The organism is Enterobacter cloacae (genome assembly GCF_013375935.1).
Taxonomy (GTDB): Bacteria; Pseudomonadota; Gammaproteobacteria; order Enterobacterales; family Enterobacteriaceae; genus Enterobacter; species Enterobacter pasteurii.
Genome location: NZ_CP056117.1, coordinates 4,623,799 through 4,640,140 on the forward strand (window position 1 = coordinate 4,623,799; position 16,342 = coordinate 4,640,140).

15 protein-coding genes and 1 pseudogene are annotated in these 16,342 nt (G+C 59.1%); 6 read left to right on the top strand and 10 right to left on the bottom strand.

Annotation, left to right across the window (positions count from 1 at the left end):
• Positions 1-64 precede the first annotated feature (64 nt).
• Positions 65-2,773, bottom strand: coding sequence for a cation-transporting P-type ATPase (locus HWQ14_RS21750; protein WP_176610977.1), 2,709 nt, complete (start codon positions 2,771-2,773; stop codon positions 65-67).
• 488 nt (positions 2,774-3,261) lie between these two features.
• Here HWQ14_RS21750 and HWQ14_RS21755 point away from each other — a divergent pair, with 488 nt between their 5' ends.
• Positions 3,262-3,510 carry a DUF1158 domain-containing protein gene (locus HWQ14_RS21755; protein ID WP_176610978.1) on the top strand — a complete coding sequence of 83 codons (249 nt, stop codon included), beginning with the start codon at positions 3,262-3,264 and terminating at the stop codon, positions 3,508-3,510.
• On the opposite strand, the gene HWQ14_RS21760 is transcribed toward HWQ14_RS21755, so the two are convergent.
• From HWQ14_RS21760 to HWQ14_RS21770, 3 genes are all read right to left on the bottom strand, one after another.
• Positions 3,496-5,064 (bottom strand): alpha/beta hydrolase-fold protein, encoded by a 1,569-nt coding sequence (locus HWQ14_RS21760; protein WP_176610979.1) that lies wholly within the window; start codon positions 5,062-5,064, stop codon positions 3,496-3,498. The genes HWQ14_RS21755 and HWQ14_RS21760 overlap by 15 nt on opposite strands.
• Positions 5,065-5,244: 180 nt before the next feature.
• Positions 5,245-5,586 (bottom strand): RamA family antibiotic efflux transcriptional regulator, encoded by a 342-nt coding sequence (locus HWQ14_RS21765; RefSeq protein ID WP_148419361.1) that lies wholly within the window; start codon positions 5,584-5,586, stop codon positions 5,245-5,247.
• A 32-nt stretch (positions 5,587-5,618) separates the two neighbouring features.
• On the bottom strand, positions 5,619-6,722 hold the full coding sequence (locus HWQ14_RS21770) for an MBL fold metallo-hydrolase (protein ID WP_176610980.1): 1,104 nt from the start codon (positions 6,720-6,722) through the stop codon (positions 5,619-5,621).
• A 191-nt stretch (positions 6,723-6,913) separates the two neighbouring features.
• Here HWQ14_RS21770 and HWQ14_RS21775 point away from each other — a divergent pair, with 191 nt between their 5' ends.
• The 3 genes from HWQ14_RS21775 to nfsB all read left to right on the top strand — a co-directional run bounded on the left by HWQ14_RS21775 (position 6,914) and on the right by nfsB (position 8,636).
• A complete protein-coding gene (locus HWQ14_RS21775; protein ID WP_148419363.1) occupies positions 6,914-7,504 on the top strand; it encodes a TetR/AcrR family transcriptional regulator in 591 nt (196 codons plus the stop codon).
• Complete coding sequence (locus tag HWQ14_RS21780) at positions 7,494-7,862, top strand: MmcQ/YjbR family DNA-binding protein (RefSeq protein ID WP_176610981.1); 369 nt, start codon at positions 7,494-7,496, stop codon at positions 7,860-7,862. The genes HWQ14_RS21775 and HWQ14_RS21780 overlap by 11 nt, the downstream gene beginning before the upstream one ends.
• Positions 7,863-7,982: 120 nt before the next feature.
• Positions 7,983-8,636 carry an oxygen-insensitive NAD(P)H nitroreductase gene (nfsB, locus tag HWQ14_RS21785; RefSeq protein WP_176610982.1) on the top strand — a complete coding sequence of 218 codons (654 nt, stop codon included), beginning with the start codon at positions 7,983-7,985 and terminating at the stop codon, positions 8,634-8,636.
• Between the two features lie 36 nt (positions 8,637-8,672).
• Here nfsB and HWQ14_RS21790 read toward each other — a convergent pair whose 3' ends face one another.
• From HWQ14_RS21790 to HWQ14_RS21800, 3 genes are all read right to left on the bottom strand, one after another.
• A complete protein-coding gene (locus HWQ14_RS21790) occupies positions 8,673-8,960 on the bottom strand; it encodes a helix-turn-helix domain-containing protein (protein WP_176610983.1) in 288 nt (95 codons plus the stop codon).
• Positions 8,941-9,270 carry a type II toxin-antitoxin system RelE/ParE family toxin gene (locus tag HWQ14_RS21795; RefSeq protein ID WP_176610984.1) on the bottom strand — a complete coding sequence of 110 codons (330 nt, stop codon included), beginning with the start codon at positions 9,268-9,270 and terminating at the stop codon, positions 8,941-8,943. The genes HWQ14_RS21790 and HWQ14_RS21795 overlap by 20 nt, the downstream gene beginning before the upstream one ends.
• A 138-nt stretch (positions 9,271-9,408) precedes the next feature.
• Complete coding sequence (locus tag HWQ14_RS21800; protein WP_176610985.1) at positions 9,409-10,278, bottom strand: helix-turn-helix transcriptional regulator; 870 nt, start codon at positions 10,276-10,278, stop codon at positions 9,409-9,411.
• Positions 10,279-10,385: 107 nt separating this feature from the next.
• On the opposite strand from HWQ14_RS21800, the gene HWQ14_RS21805 reads away from it, so the two are divergent.
• Together HWQ14_RS21805 and HWQ14_RS21810 are read left to right on the top strand one after the other, a co-directional pair.
• Positions 10,386-11,822: an MFS transporter gene (locus HWQ14_RS21805; protein WP_176610986.1), complete on the top strand. Its 1,437-nt coding sequence runs from the start codon at positions 10,386-10,388 to the stop codon at positions 11,820-11,822.
• 65 nt (positions 11,823-11,887) lie between these two features.
• Positions 11,888-13,132 carry a mechanosensitive ion channel family protein gene (locus HWQ14_RS21810; RefSeq protein ID WP_148419370.1) on the top strand — a complete coding sequence of 415 codons (1,245 nt, stop codon included), beginning with the start codon at positions 11,888-11,890 and terminating at the stop codon, positions 13,130-13,132.
• Here the strand turns inward: HWQ14_RS21810 and HWQ14_RS21815 are convergent, their stop codons facing one another.
• From HWQ14_RS21815 to HWQ14_RS21825, 3 genes and pseudogenes are all read right to left on the bottom strand, one after another.
• Entirely contained in the window at positions 13,133-14,104 is a 972-nt protein-coding gene (locus HWQ14_RS21815; RefSeq protein ID WP_176610987.1) for a LacI family DNA-binding transcriptional regulator, read from the bottom strand.
• A 75-nt stretch (positions 14,105-14,179) separates the two neighbouring features.
• The gene (locus HWQ14_RS21820) at positions 14,180-15,322 is read right to left on the bottom strand and encodes a Gfo/Idh/MocA family protein (RefSeq protein ID WP_176610988.1); all 1,143 of its coding nucleotides are present in this window, start codon (positions 15,320-15,322) and stop codon (positions 14,180-14,182) included.
• Positions 15,315-16,339, bottom strand: a pseudogene (locus HWQ14_RS21825) (sugar phosphate isomerase/epimerase family protein). Before HWQ14_RS21825 ends, HWQ14_RS21820 begins: the two are co-directional and overlap by 8 nt.
• Between the last annotated feature and the right edge of the window lie 3 nt (positions 16,340-16,342).

The window sequence follows — 16,342 nt, forward strand, 5'->3', positions numbered from 1 at the left end:
GGAGAGGGGACGTAAACACCCTCTCCCCTTTGGGGAGAGGGCAGGGTGAGGGGTAAGGTTTTAGTTATGCAGCCTTACGGAACCTGCGGGTGAGTCGCTTCTCGATTTCGACGACGAAGAACATCACGCCCGCTACCGCAAGCGTCACGAACCAGTAGCGCAGCGGCAGCGCTTCGGTGCCGAACAGCATCTGCATAAACGGCAGGTAGATAATGGCCGCCTGGAGCAGGAACAGGACGCCCGTTACCAGCCAGATCCCTTTGTTCGCCAGCAGGCCGCGGTTCAGGGAGAACCCTTCGGTGTTGCGGCAGTTAATCATGTACACCCACTGGGCGCAGACCAGCATCTGCAGCAGCACGGTGCGGATGAACTCCGCGCTGTGGCCGCGCGGGGCCAGCCAGGCTTCGAGCGCAAAGGCGGCGATGGCGATCATGGTGCCGACGAAGGCCACGCGCCAGACTGCGTAAACGTCCATTACGTGCTGCCCGGTCTGGCGCGGCGGGCGCTTCATAATGTTGCGCTCGGCGGCTTCAAACGCCAGGCCGAAGGAGAGCGTGGCGGAGGTCGCCATGTTCATCCACAGGATCAGCACCGGCGTCAGCGGAATGATGTTCCCCGCCAGCAGCGCAATCACAATCAGCAGCCCCTGCGCCAGGTTGGTCGGCATGATGAACAGGATGGTCTTCTTCAGGTTGTCGTAAACGCGACGCCCCTCTTTCACCGCGCTGGCGATGGTGGCGAAGTTATCGTCCGTCAGGACCATGTCCGCCGCCTCTTTGGTCACTTCGGTGCCTTTAATGCCCATCGCGATGCCCACGTCGGCCTGACGCAGCGCCGGGGCATCGTTCACGCCGTCGCCGGTCATGCCGACGATTTCGCCTTTCTCCTGCAGCGCTTTCACCAGGCGCAGCTTATGCTCCGGGCTGGTTCGGGCGAAGATGTCATACTTCACCGCCGCGTCCGCCAGCTCGGCGTCGTCCATTTTTTCCAGCTGATAGCCGGTCACCGCCTGCTCGCTGTTGGTGATCCCCAGCATCTGGCCGATGCTCATCGCCGTCTGCGGGTGATCCCCGGTGATCATCTTCACGCGGATCCCCGCCTGCTGGCAGGCGCCGATTGCGTCAATCGCTTCCGGGCGCGGCGGATCCATCATCCCGGCGATGCCGAGGAAGATCAGGCCGTGGCTCAGGTCGTCGTGCGTCAGCGCCTGCTCGCCGTTTGCCGGCCTGAACGCTGCCGCCACCATGCGCAGCCCCTGACGCGCGTAGCGCTCCATCTCGGCTTCCCAGTAGCCCAGGCTGAAGGCTTCCGCACCGTTACGGGTCAGCTGCTGCGCGCACAGGGCGAAAATCACGTCCGGCGCGCCGGTGATTAAAATCTGCTCCTCACCGCCAATCTGGTAGTGGGTGCTCATGTACTTGCACTGCGAGTCGAACGGGATCTTGTTAACCAGCGTGGTCATGACCGGCGCGAGGCGGGCTTTCGCCGCCAGCACCTTCAGCGCGCCCTCGGTAGGCCCACCAGTGATGCCCCACAGACCGCGCTCGTCCTGAATCAGCTGGCTGTCGTTACACAGGTCAACGGTGCGCAGGTACTGCTCCAGCACGGTGCCCGGCTGGATCTGCACCGGCTCGTCGCTGCCTTCCAGGTAGATATTGCCCACCGGCTCGTAGCTGTTGCCGTCCACGCGGTAGCAGGCGTCAGCGGTGATGATGGCTTTGACCGTCATCTCGTTCATGGTCAGGGTGCCGGTTTTGTCCGAGCAGACCACGGTCATCGCGCCCAGGGTTTCAACCGTCGGCAGCTTGCGGATGATGGCCCGCTTGCGCGCCATCGCCTGTACGCCCAGGGAGAGGATGATGGAGATGATCGCTGGCAGACCTTCCGGTACGGAGGCCACCGCCAGGCTGATCAGAGAGAGCAGCAGCTCGCCCATCGGGATCTCGCGGAACGCCAGGCTGAAGATAAACAGCGCGGCCATCATCGCCAGAATAATGGCGAAGATCGCCTTGCCCAGCTTATCCATCTGCACCAGCAACGGCGTGCGGTGTTTTTCAATGCCCGCCATCATCTGGTTGATATGGCCGAGTTCCGTCTCCTGCCCGGTGGCAATTACCACGCCGACGCCACCGCCCGCGCTTACCGTCGTGCCGGAGAAAACCAGGTTCGTGCGGTCGCCCAGCGGTAATTCGCCGCTCAGCGGATTGGTGTGTTTGTCCACGACCGTGGATTCACCGGTCAGAATCGCCTCTTCAACGCGTAAATTATGCGCTTCAATTAAACGCATATCCGCCGGAATACGATCCCCCGCGCGTAAAACAATAATATCGCCCGGGACGATTTCCGTCGTCGGTATCGTTTCATGGTTACCGTTGCGAATAACGCGCGCTTCGCTGGAGAGCATATTGCGAATACTCTTCAGTGATTTTTCCGCGTTGCTTTCCTGAATGTGGCCAATTAAGGCATTGATGACCGCCACGCCAAGAATGACCAGCGTATCGACCCAGTGCCCCATTACCGCCGTTAAAACGGCAGCCGCCAGCAGAACATAAATCAGCACGTCGTTAAAATGCGCGAGAAAACGCAGCCAGCCCGGCTTGCCTTTTTTCTCCGGCAGCGCGTTAGGGCCATGTTTTTGCAAACGCGCCTGCGCGTCTGCCCGGTCCAGGCCGCTGGCCTGGCTACGGGTGTGAGCAAGGACCTGCTCGACGGACTGCTGGTACGCCTGCCCGCCTGCGGGTGGCATATTCTGTGAGAGATTTTTTTTGGTCATGGTATTTTTCCTTCAATATCCGGTGGACGGAAGCCGGAATTCCTTTCTGGCTTTAATTAATTCATTTTTAAGTCTTGCGGGTTAAATTGATCTACCGCAATATAATGACTACCAGGTTATTCAAAACTGATTAAAATTATTTCTACGCGGTGATTTTTACAAAATATTTCTAAACCAACATTAAACGAGGAGGAAGCATGTTTGGTATTTATCGCGGACGGCGCCTGGCGTTATACATTGTCGCAGCCATTGTTATTGCCACGTTAATTGGCTATAGCACCTATAGCTTTGTAAAATTATTTTCGTAAGGAAGACGTTTATTTACATAACGCGATATTAATTTAATCGCCCCGGGAATAATATTCTTTTCTGGTTATTTATTCGCAGAATAACGGTGGCCTTTGACTCAATTTTGCCCGCCGGGATTATATTGCTTTACGTTTCAGGATGCCGGACAATGACATTTTTAACTGACGATTAACATTACGATGAAACACCCGTTAGAATCGCTGCTTACCGCGGGAGGCATCTTATTGCTGGCCCTGCTCTCCTGCCTGCTGTTACCCGCGCCGTCGCTTGGGCTGGTGCTGGCGCAAAAGCTGGTTCAGACCTTTCACATGGTCGATCTGAATCAGCTTTACACCATCCTGTTCTGCCTGTGGTTTTTAGCGCTCGGCGCCATCGAGTTCTTTATCCTGCGTTTCGTCTGGCGCCGCTGGTTTTCACTGGCGTCGTAAGCCGGTGAAATCGCGCATCCCGTGGATCAGCGCTTCACACCAGGCCGCATAGTCGTGCCCGCTGGACCACGGATGGAAGCTGACGCGGTAGCCTTTCTCCCGCAGAATCTGTTCAAAATCCAGGGTGGTACGATAAATGCCGCCGCCCGGCCCCGCGGTTTCAAACTTCCCGGCCTGAAGCCAGAAGCGTACCGGATAGTGCGGCGACTGCTGGTACTGACGCGTCAGCCAGCCGGGCGCTTCCCCCTTCGGCGCCCACCAGTAAGAGCCGGAAAGGCTCAGCACGTTGCCAAACAGGCGCGGGTAGCGCAGCGCCACCCATGACGACGCAATGCCCCCGTAGCTTGACCCCGCCAGCACCGTTTTCTGCCGCTGCATCGCAATGCCCTGCCCGCGCAGCCACGGCAGCAGCTCGTGCGCCATAAAATCGGCGAAATCCGGGTTCGGCGGCAGCTCCTTGCCGCGTCGGGCATGATCGAGGCTGTCGATAAACACCACGTTAATCGCCGGCAGGCGATGGCGGGCAATCAGACCATCCAGCACGTTGGCAAAATGATGCTCGTCCTGATAAATCTGCCCGTCGAAGAGGATTAACGTCCAGCGTGCGGGCTGTGCGCCGCGCGGTTTGTAGATCGTCACTTCGCGAGCATTGCCGAGGATGGTGCTGCTCAGCATCTGGCGGCTCAGCGTCCCGTTCACCAGCGGCTGTGCCGTAGCCTGGACGGAGCAATAGCGCGCCGGGCTGAGATCGAGCAGGGATGAGCGATTCCAGCGATCGGACTTCTGTTCCCCAAAAGCGTTCGGATTAAGCGGATCGGCCTGCGCGCTCACCAGTATCGCGCGGCGCTGGTCGCGAGGGGAGCCCTCAACGATCGGCACATCGGGCGCGAGCTTGTACTGCATTACCGTGTCGGCGGGCACCACGTAGCTGCGGAACCAGACGTCGCTGTTGCCCAGTCTGAACAGCGGATCGTGATCCCCCGCCGGAGAGCCGAGAATAAAGACGTTATTCCGCGCGCCGCGCCACAGGAAGGTCACACGCCTGTGGCGCGCGTCCACCGGCTCCACCATCGGCGTTCCCTCCCGGACTTGCGTCTGCCAGAACGCGTCGGTACTGCCACCGGCAGCCACCGTTTTTGCCAGCGCCCTAAGCGTCGGGCTTTCCGGCTCCAGCATCTGCACGCGCGGTAACGCGGAGGTCTCTTTCATCCGCCACTGAAAACGCCACGGCTTGCCCGCTTCGCCGCGCAGCAGCAGGGAGGTGCCCTGCTTCACCGGCAGGGCAAAAAGCAGCGTGTGTTCACCATCCGCAGGACCGCTTTCGACCAGCGTACGGATGCGGCGGTTTTGCTCGTCCAGCAGGCGTGCATCCGTCACGCCGTTCAGCGTGGCGGAAACGTAATTTTCACCCAGCTCGGGCAGCAAAAAGCAGACTTCTCCGCTGGCGTCAAACTTTCCCTGAACGTCTCCCAGCAGGGACGACTGTTCGCACGTTGCCGCCACGGCGGGCAGCGCGCCGATCCCCATCAGCAACCCACTCCATACCCTTTTCATTAATGCTTGTTCCAGAACGAAATTTGGCACTAACGCTAATGCAAATGTTAATGATTTGCAATATCATCAAATTATTGCGGTCGGAGGACGTTTAGGAGAGAGACGGTGAATTATCGCTGCCAGGAAGGGTTTGTCCCGTCACCCTAACCCCTTTGGGGAGAGGGTGACGAGAGAGGTATTTCAGTGCGCCCGACTATGATTCTCTTTGCGGTACGCGCCGGGCGGCTGGTGGAAGGTGCGGGTGAAGATGCGCGTAAACGTCTGCTGCGAGTCAAAGCCGTAGCGCAGGCAGATGTCGTAGACGCGTTCGTCTGATTCACGCAGATCGCGCGCCGCCAGCAGCAGCTTGCGTTCGCGGATGTAGCGCCCCAGACTTTCGCCTTTGTACTGCATAAACAGCCGCTGCAAATGCCATTTTGAGTAACCCGCGTGGCGGGCAATCTCCTCGATGCGTAACGGCTGGTGTAGATTGTCATCGATCCATTCGACAATGGTTTCAATGACCTGAGCGGAAATCGTCATACTGCTCTCCCCCTCTGCTTCTCGCTTGAACATTATTCCCACCACTCGCGAAATTCTTGCGTGGTATCACTCACCCGAACGGGCTCGCCCAGCTCCGGCGTCAGCAGCCGGTAGTTTTTATCCTTACTGGCTTTCGCCAGCTGGATCAGCGGATCGTTCCAGGTATGCTTCGCCAGCACGAAACGTCCGTTATGCCCCGGCACGACCGCTTTGGCATTCAGATCCGCCGAGGCCTGTGCGGTTTCTTCCGGATGCATGTGGATGTACTTCCAGTCCTGGTCGTACTGGCCGTTTTCCATGATGGCAAGGTCCACCCCGCCGAACTGCTCGCCGATGGCTTTGAAGTGCGGGCCATAGCCCGAGTCACCGCTGTAGTAGCTCTTCTGCGCCGGGGTGACAAACATAAAGCTGCCCCACAGGGTCTGGTCACGCTTAATGCCGCGCCCGGAGAAGTGGCGCGCCGGCAGCACGTGCACCGTCAGGTCATCGGTAATGTGCACCGACTGGTTCCAGTCGCGCTCGCTGACGATCGCCGGATCCATCCCCCAGTAGCGCAGATGCGATCCCACGCCCAGCGGCGTTACCGCGCGCTTTACCTTCGGCAGTAACGCCCGGATGGTGGCGTAATCCAGATGGTCGTAGTGATCGTGAGAGATAATCAGCAGGTCAATTTCGGGCATGCTCTGCGCGCTCCACGGGTACTCCCCCGCAAAGGCTTTATTGAGGAAGGAAAACGGCGCGGCGTAGTTACCCAGAACCGGATCGATCAGGATGCGTTGCCCCGCCAGCTGCATATACCAGGACGAGTGGCCGAGCCACACCAGCGTGTCCTGCTCAGGCGGCAGGCTCGCGAGATCGGTTTTCACCAGCGGCAGCGGCTGCGCGGGACGGGCGTTTTCGGTTTTACGGGTCAGGAACTGCCACCACGCCACCAGCATATTTTGTTGCCCGGTAAAGCCCGGCGTAGGGAGCGTGTTGTGGAATTTCCCGTCGCGATACTGCGGGGAGGCTTCCACTTCAGTAAGCTGCGCACCCTGCGGTGGCTGGCCAAATCCGGCATTCAGAACAAACGGTAAACTGGCAGCTGAAGCAATAATCATGACTAACACCACGCAGATGAATAGAGGCTTTTTCATGTCCTGACCCGCCAACGCGCCCCGTCCGGTGGATTGCGCAGGTGACTCTTGATTATGAGTGAGTAAGCACTCATTATAGATAGGATGCTTACGTCGTCAAGAAGGTTTTCGATCTTTGACATTCCGCGTTGCAGCATGGCAAAGCACGTGTTTCAATCAGGGTTTTTACAATTGACGGGAGGAAAAATTTAGTGGCACGTCCGAAGAGTGAAGATAAAAAACAGGCCTTACTGGAAGCAGCAACCGCTGCATTTGCGCAGTCAGGTATTGCCGCCTCAACGGCGTTAATCGCCCGTAACGCGGGCGTCGCTGAAGGTACGCTGTTTCGCTACTTTGCTACCAAAGACGATCTGCTGAATGCCCTCTACCTGCACCTGAAGCAGGATCTTTGCCAGACCATGCTGGCGAACCTCGATCGCACCATCACCCTGCCGAAAGAGCACACCCGTAACATCTGGAACAGCTACGTGGACTGGGGCATTCGTAACCCCGTGGCGCATGCGGCCATCCGCCAGATCGGCGTCAGTGAAAAGCTGAATGCCGAAACGGAGCAGGCGGTGAAAGACATGTTCCCGGAGCTACACGAGCTGTGTCGTCGTTCGGTCCGCCCGGTGTTTATGTCTGACGAGTTCCGCACCTTCGGTGATGCCATTTTCTTATCGCTGGCGGAAACCACCATGGAGTTTGCCACCCGCGATCCGTCCCGTGCCCTTGATTTTAAAGCGCTGGGCTTTGAGGCCATGTGGCGCGGGCTTGCCCAGGAAGATAACGATGGACAGTAAATCCCTGCAGGAGCACGCAAAGCGCGTGGCGCTGGAGCTGCCTTTTACCGAACACTGCTGGCCGTTTGGCCCCGAGTACGACGTGTTTAAGGTTGGCGGCAAGATTTTTATGCTGATGGCTACCGTCCGCGGACGGCCTCACGTCAGCCTCAAATCGGATCCGGAAAAATCACTGTTAAATCAGCAGATCTACCGCGGCGTTGAGCCCGGTTACCATCTGAATAAAAAGCACTGGATCTCCGTTTTCGGCACCGACGACATCACCCCCGAACTGGTCACCGACCTGATTGCGGACTCGTGGAATCTGGTCGTCGACAAACTGCCAAAAAAAGACCAGAAGTGGCTACGCCCGGCCTGATTGTTCGTCTGAAACGAACAGGTTAAGCGCTCGAATCGCACTTATCTTTTCCCGCTTCGCGCGGTAATCTGCATGCCTTTCACGCCCGCCAGCGGGCGAATGTTAATACCAGGAGTTGTTATGGATATCATTTCTGTCGCCCTGAAACGCCACTCTACCAAGGCGTTCGATCCGGCTAAAAAACTGACCGCTGAAGAAGCGGCAAACATCAAAACGCTGCTGCAATACAGCCCGTCCAGCACGAACTCCCAGCCGTGGCACTTTATTGTTGCCAGCACTGAGGAAGGTAAAGCGCGCGTGGCAAAATCTGCGGCGGGAATCTACGTGTTTAACGAACGCAAAATCATGGATGCCTCTCACGTGGTGGTGTTCTGCGCGAAAACTGCGATGGACGACGCCTGGCTTGAGCGCGTGGTCGATCAGGAAGAGGCCGACGGTCGTTTTAACACCCCAGAAGCGAAAGCCGCGAACCATAAAGGCCGCTGCTATTTTGCCGACATGCACCGCGTCGATCTGAAAGATGACGACCAGTGGATGGCGAAGCAGGTTTACCTGAACGTCGGTAATTTCCTGCTGGGCGTGGCCGCGATGGGCCTGGACGCGGTGCCGATTGAAGGCTTCGATGCCGCAATCCTCGACGAAGAGTTCGGCCTGAAAGAGAAAGGCTTCACCAGCCTGGTGGTGGTGCCGGTTGGGCATCACAGCGTGGAGGATTTCAACGCCACGCTGCCGAAGTCTCGCCTGCCGCTGAGCACGATTGTGACGGAGTGCTAAGCGCTTCAGGCACGCCGGGTACCGGCGTGCCTGTTTTCAGTAAAGCGTTATCTGCGGATGCTTTACCCCGCATACCAGAGCATAACGCGTTAACGTATCAAGACTCGCCCGGGTAATATTCGCTTCCATTCTTGATACCGTCGGTGCGCTGACGCCCATACGCTCCGCCACCTGAGCGCGCGTCAGGCCTGCATGGTCGCGCCACTGCGCCAGCATCTCTCGCAGGCGTTCCTTGCGCGCTTCAGCATCAAAAGAATCCCGCACCGCAGAATCGCTTAGCAGCTCTGCTCTTAATACGTCCCAGTCAATAATCTTCTTGCTCATCCAACATCTCCTGTTGTCGTTTCAATGCCAGACGAAGTTCAGCGATGGGCGTTTTTTGCGTTTTCTTGATAAACACTCGCAGCAGAAAAATGGTCCTTTCCCGCTGGTATACGTAGATCCCACGGCTGTGGATCAGCCCGACGGTTCTTATTTCAAACAAGCCATGGGGTAACGGCTTGCTGTCAGGCTCCCGTAGTACGGTCGGGTTAGTGCGTAATTTATCAAGCTGGCGAATCAGCTTCGCCTGTACCCCCGCAGGCAATGAGAGGATCTCTTCTCTGACGGCCTCATGAACCACAAGTCTGAACACGGCGTATCATCCCTGATAATATTAGCATATAAGGCAATTTGCATTAAAGGCTAATTTTGCCTTTCCTGACCTACCTTACCTGCTTTTAGCGGTCTGGGCCGAATCCGCGTCATTTCCCTGAAAGCGTCTCGCAAAAAATTATTTCCCCTGCGCCTCGAGCCACGCCATCGCCCTCTCCCCCGCCTCGTCCACCGGTAAATAGACCAGCAGCCGCGAGCCGTTTCGCGGCGCGGAGTACCAGTACATCTGCTGCAGCGTAAAATCTCCCAGCTCGGGATGGGTAAACAGCTTGAGCTGGTTCTCCACGCCGCGCACGTCGTTGCGCTGGTGCCACAGGGCCTTAAACTCCTCAGACACCGCAAAGAAGCGCGCCAGCTTCGCTTCCCAGAGCGGGTCGCCACGGTGCTCGGCCATCGCCGCGCGGAAGTAGGAGACAAAAATCGGCAGCACGTCATCGCGCTTGCCGAGCCGCGCGCGCCATGCCGGATGGGTGAGGAACAGGTAAATACAGTTGCGGTCTTCCGGGGGGATGTCATTGAAATCAACGCCCATCAGGTGCCCGAAGCTCGCATTCCACGCCACGATATCGAAATTCGGTTTCTGGATGCTGGCAGGCTTCGGCATCAGGGTATCGAGCAGGCGGCGCGTGCCTTCGCTGATGCCCTCGCAGCAGACCGCCTGCAGGGCCTCGCCCGGCGGCAAACCGGCAAGCACGAAAAGATGTCGGGCTTCTGTTGGAGTGCACTGCAGCGCTTTCGCCACGGCGGCCATCACCGCGCCCGACGGGTTGACGTCACGGCCCTGCTCCAGCCAGGTGTACCAGGTCACGCCGACGTCAGCGAGCATCGCCACCTCCTCACGGCGCAGCCCCGGCGTGCGGCGGCGTCCGCTGCGCGGCAGGCCGAGGCGCTGGGGATCGAGGCTCTCGCGCCGGGCGCGCAGAAAAGCGCCCAGCTGCTTGCGGGTGTCATCCTGGAGAGAGACGACGGGTTCAGACATCAGCGCCATAAATGCTCCTGCATGGTAGTGGCAATACCAGTATAAGCAAGAACTGGTACCCGTTTATCAGATGGTTGATGCTACGACTCTACGCTGTTTGAAGCAATGGAGTCACCATGAATACGTCACTTGTTTCACCGGGTCGCGCAGGCCTGATATTGCTGTTAACCGGCCAGATGCTGCCGCTGATTGATACCTCGATAACGAACGTCGCGCTGGACGCCATCACGCGCTCCTTACACGCCACCGCCACCGAGCTGGAGCTGATTGTCGCGCTTTACGGGGTGGCCTTTGCCGTCTGTCTGGCGCCCGGCAGCAGGCTGGGGGATAACCTTGGCCGCCGTCGCCTGTTTATGTGGGGCGTGGCGAGCTTTGGCCTGGCCTCGCTGCTGTGCGGCATGGCGGGCAACATTGAACAGCTGCTGGCCGCGCGAATCGTTCAGGGCGCTGGCGCGGCGCTGATAATGCCGCAAATTCTGGCCACGCTGCACGTGACGCTCAAAGGCACCGCGCATGCGAAAGCGATCAGCCTCTTCGGCGGCATCGGCGGGATTGCGTTTATCGTCGGCCAGATGGGCGGCGGCTGGCTGGTGTCGGCGGATATCGCCGGGCTGGGCTGGCGTAACGCCTTCTTCATCAACGTGCCGATCTGCCTGGTAGTGCTGGCGCTGAGCCGTCGCTACGTGCCGGAAACCCGTCGCGAAACGCCGTCGCGCATCGACTGGACCGGCACCGTCCTGCTGGCGCTTATTCTCTGCTGCCTGCTGTTCCCGATGGCGCTCGGCCCGCAGCAGCACTGGTCGTGGCCGCTGAAGGCCGCGCTGACAGCGATTATCCCGCTGGGATACCTGATGGTGCTGAACGCGCGTAAAAAAGAGCGCGATGACGCACATCCGCTGATCCCGCCGCGCCTGCTTCAGCTTCCCAGCATTCGTTTTGGCGTATTAATTGCGATGCTCTTTTTCAGCGTCTGGTCCGGGTTTATGTTCTGCATGGCGCTGACCATGCAGAGCGGCCTGGAGATGGCGCCGTGGCAGTCCGGGAACAGCTTTATTGCGCTGGGGGTGACCTATTTTATTTCCGCCTGGTTCGCCCCACGCCTGATTGCCCGCTACAGTACCAGCGCCATCCTGCTGAGCGGGCTGGCCGTTCAGATTGTCGGCCTGCTGGCGCTGATGGCCACGTTCCGCTACTGGGGTATGCAAAATACCGCGCTGACGCTGGCCCCCGCCACCGGGCTGGTGGGTTACGGGCAGGCGCTGATCGTGAACAGCTTCTACCGCATCGGGATGCGCGATATCCAACCTGACGACGCGGGGGCCGCGAGCGCGATTTTAAGCACGCTGCAGCAGGCCGCGCTGGGGCTTGGCCCGGCCATTTTCGGCGCGATTCTGCTGCACGGGCTGCATAATGATCACGGCGATTATACCCAGGCCATTAACGTCTTCCTTATGGTGGAGACCGGCCTGATGGCGATCCTGGCGCTGGTGACGCTGTGCATGCGCCATCGCCTGCGCCTGCCGGCAGTGAAGGCCTGCCAGGCGGCCAAATAAGCCGTCGAATTTGCATAATAGATCCGCAGCCGCCATTATGGGGCTGCATCAATACAGGAGACGTTATGCAGGAATTAATTGCTCAGGTTGAAGAGTTAGGGATTGAAATTAATCACACCACCTCTTTAGTGATTATCTTTGGTATTATTTTTCTTACTGCCCTTATCGTTCATTTTATTCTGCACAAAGTGGTGCTCCGCGCCTTCGAGAAACGCGCGCGGGCCAGCAGCCATTTATGGCTGCAGATCATTACCCAGAACAAGCTATTTCACCGTCTGGCGTTTACCCTTCAGGGGATAATCGTCAACGTTCAGGCGGTTCTGTGGCTGCAAAAAGGCAGCGAAGCGGCGGAAATGCTCACCACCTGCGCGAAGCTGTGGGTGATGGTATATGCCCTGCTCTCCTTCTTCTCGCTGCTGGACGTGATCTTTAACCTGTCGCAGAAAATGGCCACCGCGTCACAGCTGCCGCTGAAGGGGATATTCCAGGGCATCAAGCTGGTGAGCGCCATTCTGGTGGGGATCTTAATTATCTCCCTGCTGATCGGCCAGTCTCCCGCCATTCTGATAAGCGGCCTGGGCGCCATGGCAGCCGTTCTGATGCTGGTCTTTAAGGATCCGATTCTCGGTCTGGTTGCCGGGATCCAGCTCTCCGCCAACGACATGCTCAAGCTCGGCGACTGGCTGGAGATGCCGAAATACGGCGCCAACGGCACGGTGACGGACATCGGCCTGACCACCGTGAAGGTGCGCAACTTCGATAACACCATCACCACCATCCCGACGTGGGCGCTGGTCTCCGACGCGTTCATCAACTGGAGCGGCATGTCCGCCTCCGGCGGCCGCCGCATCAAGCGCAGCCTGAATATCGACACCACCAGCATTCACTTCCTCGACGAGCAGGAGCAGCAGAAGCTGATTCAGGCGAAGCTGCTGAAGCCCTATCTGGCCGCGCGCCATGAGGAAATTAACCTGTGGAATCAGCAGAACGGCGAAGGGGAATCGGTATTAAACCTGCGCAAGATGACCAATATCGGCACCTTCCGCGCCTACCTGAACGAATATCTGCGTAACCATCCGCGCATTCGCAAAGATATGACGCTGATGGTGCGCCAGCTGGCGCCGGATGCCAACGGCCTGCCGATTGAAATATATGCCTTCACCAACACGGTCATCTGGGCGGAATATGAAGATATTCAGGCCGATATTTTCGACCATATATTCGCGGTGGTGGATGAATTTGGCCTGCGCATTCACCAGTCACCAACCGGGAACGATATTCGCTCCCTGGCGGGCGTTATCGCTAAATAATCAGGCGCTGGCGCGGGAAATAAAGCGCCAGCCCATCATCACCCTTTCCGTGGGCGCATCCGGGTTGTCGATCTTATTCAAGAGCAGATCGACCGCCTTGCGCCCGATATCCCGCGAGGGCTGCTCGATGGTGGTGAGTGAAATCATCTCCGCCAGCTCGGTGCCGTCAAAACCAACAACCGCGATATCCTCCGGCACCCGCAGCCCTGCCTGCTGAATGGCGCGCAGCGCGCCCGCCGCCAGCGTATCGGAAACGGCAAATACCGCATCCGGCGGATTTTCCTTCAGCAGATTTTGCATTGCCGCCATGCCCGCGCCGGAGCTGAGCTCGCTGGCGTACTCCACCGCCTGATAGTCGAGATCCCGCAGGTGAATGACGCTTTTATAGCCGCGCTCGCGCAGGCGCGCATACTTATAGCTGAGGTCGTGGTTGATCAGGGCGATACGTTTGCGCCCGCCGTCGGCAAGCTGGCTCACGACGTGCTGGGAGGCATCGACGTCGTTAATCCCCACGCAGGAAACTGCCCCCGCATCCGCGTATTCCGCGCACTGCACCCACGGCGCGCTGCCGATGAGGGCCGCCAGTTCAGGCAGCTTCGAGAAGGCGTCCATGGTGATAATGCCGTCGACGATTTTGCCGGACAGCAGGCTCAGGCCCGAGCGGGAGCGCTCAATATCCGAGCCGGAGTTGCAGAGCAGGATCCGGTAGCCGTTCTTCTCCGCCTCGGCTTCGATCCCCTTAACCACCTCGGCGCAGAACGGGTTGGCAATGTTCGAGACCATCACCAGGATCATATAGCTGCGGGCGGTGCGCAGCTGACGCGCCAGCAGATTGGGCTGGTAGTTACTCTCCCTGATCGCCTGCATAACGCGCTCGCGGTTTTTCGCCTTCACCGTATCGCTGTTATTCAGCACGCGGGAGACCGTCGCCACGGATACCCCGGCCAGCTGAGCGATTTTCTGAATTGACATAGCGACGATACATCCTGCGGTTAGCGTTTTGTGCAGGCTATCATAAATTTGTTGCCCGGCGAACCGGGCAACGCGTCATTGTTCAACGCGCACCCAGCGCTGCTGCTGATGGCTTTTCACAATGGCATCAATGATATACATCACGTTTGCGCCGTCATGGAAGGTTGCGAACAGCGGCGCCTCCGGCATCGCGCCCGCCTGTACCGCCCGGTAGAACTGCGCCATCATATTTTTGAAGGCATCCGGCCAGCCTTCAATGTGCCCGCCGGGGAAGTGGGCGCTGTCGGCCACATCGCGGTTCATCAGCCCCGGATCGTCGCTCAGCGCCTGGTTGGCCTGCGCGCGATGGCCGATCCACAGCCGCTGAGGGATTTCCTGATCCCACGCGACGGACCGCTCGCTGCCGTTTACCTCAAACGTCAGGCGGTTTTTGCGCCCGGCGCTCACCTGCGAGACGCTAAAGCTGCCCTTGCTGCCGTCGTCAAAGCGGAACAGCACCGAACCAAAATCTTCGGTGGTAACCGGTTTGTCTTCATACTCCGCCCGCTCGCCGTGGGAGAAGGTCTGGTTTCCCCCCACGCTGGCCTTACGCGTCGGCCAGACGATGGATAAGTCGGCCATTACCTCTGTAATACGCCTGCCGGTCACGAACTGCACCGTATCGCACCAGTGGGAGCCGATGTCCGCCACCGCCCGCGATGCGCCGCCGAGGGCAGCATCCACCCGCCAGTTGTAGTCGGTTTCCAGCAGCATCCAGTCCTGCAAATAGCTGCCGTGCGAGGCAAACAGCCGCCCGACGCTGCCCGCGCGCATCATGCTCGCCGCCTGGCGCACCATCGCAAACTGGCGATAGACGAAGCTCACGCCGTGCACCACGCCCGCCTGCTCCGCCAGGGCCACCAGCTCGCGCGCCTCTTCCGGGGTCATGCACAGCGGTTTTTCGGAAAATACGTGCTTGCCCGCGCGCAGGATCTTGCGGTTGATCTCCGCGTGCAGGTGGTTCGGCGTGCAGTTGTGCACCACGTGCAGATCGGGGTACGCGAGCAGCTCCTCCACGCTGCCGCAGGCGTGCGGCACGTTAAGCTGGCGCGCTTTCTCCTGCGCCCGGGCAAACGATCCGTCGCAGAGCGCCACCACCTGCACAAACCCGAGGCGCCTGAGCGCCTCGATATGCGCCGGGCCGATAAACCCGCTGCCGATAATGCCGACGTTAATCATCGTTGCCCCCTGCGGCAAAATCATCAAACGCGCGTCCGGAAACGGGAATGATGTGGCGGCGGATAAACTCGCTGCCCTCCCTCGCGCCGGTATCGCCATCCTTCAGGCAGCACTCCCACTCCAGCACCGCCCAGCCGTCGTAGTCGTACTGGGTCAGCTTGCTGAAGATGCCCCGAAAGTCGATCTGCCCGTCGCCGAGCGACCGGAAGCGCCCGGCGCGTCCGATCCACGGCTGATAGCCGCCGTAAGCGCCGCTGCGCCCGCTGGGGCGAAACTCGGCGTCCTTAACGTGAAACGCTTTAATACGCTTATGGTAGATGTCGATGAAGGTCAGATAATCCATCTGCTGCAGCAGCATATGGCTCGGATCGTAGAGGATGTTGCAGCGCGGATGGTTATCCACCAGGGCAAGAAAACGCTCGAAGGTCACGCCGTCGTGCAGATCTTCCCCGGATGCAGCTCAAAGCAGACGTCAACGCCCTGCTCGTCGAAGGTGTCCAGAATCGGCCGCCAGCGGTTAGCCAGTTCCTGAAACGCTTCCTGAAAACGCTGCTCGTTATGCGGCGGCCAGGGGTAGAAAAACGGCCACGCCAGCGAGCCGGAGAAGGTGGCATGGGCCTTCAGGCCTAGCCGGGCGGACGCCACCGCCGCCTGCATCAGCTTTTCCGTTGCCCACGCCCGGCGCGCCGCATCGTCACCGCGCACGGACGCGGGGGCGAAGTGGTCAAACGCGTCGCTGTAAACCGGGTTCACCGCCACGAGCTGCCCTTCCAGATGGGTCGACAGCTCGCTGATGACCAGCCCGTGAGCGGCCAGCCTGGCGGTAACTTCGTCGCAGTAGGCCTGGCTCTCTGCGGCTTTCTCGACATCAAAAATGTGCGGATGATTGCAGGGGATCTGCACCGCCCTGTAGCCCTTCGCCGCGGCCCATCCGGCCAGCCCGTCGAGCGTGTTGAACGGCGCCTTCTCACCAATAAACTGCGACAGAAAAATACCCGGTCCCTTAATCGTTTTCATACC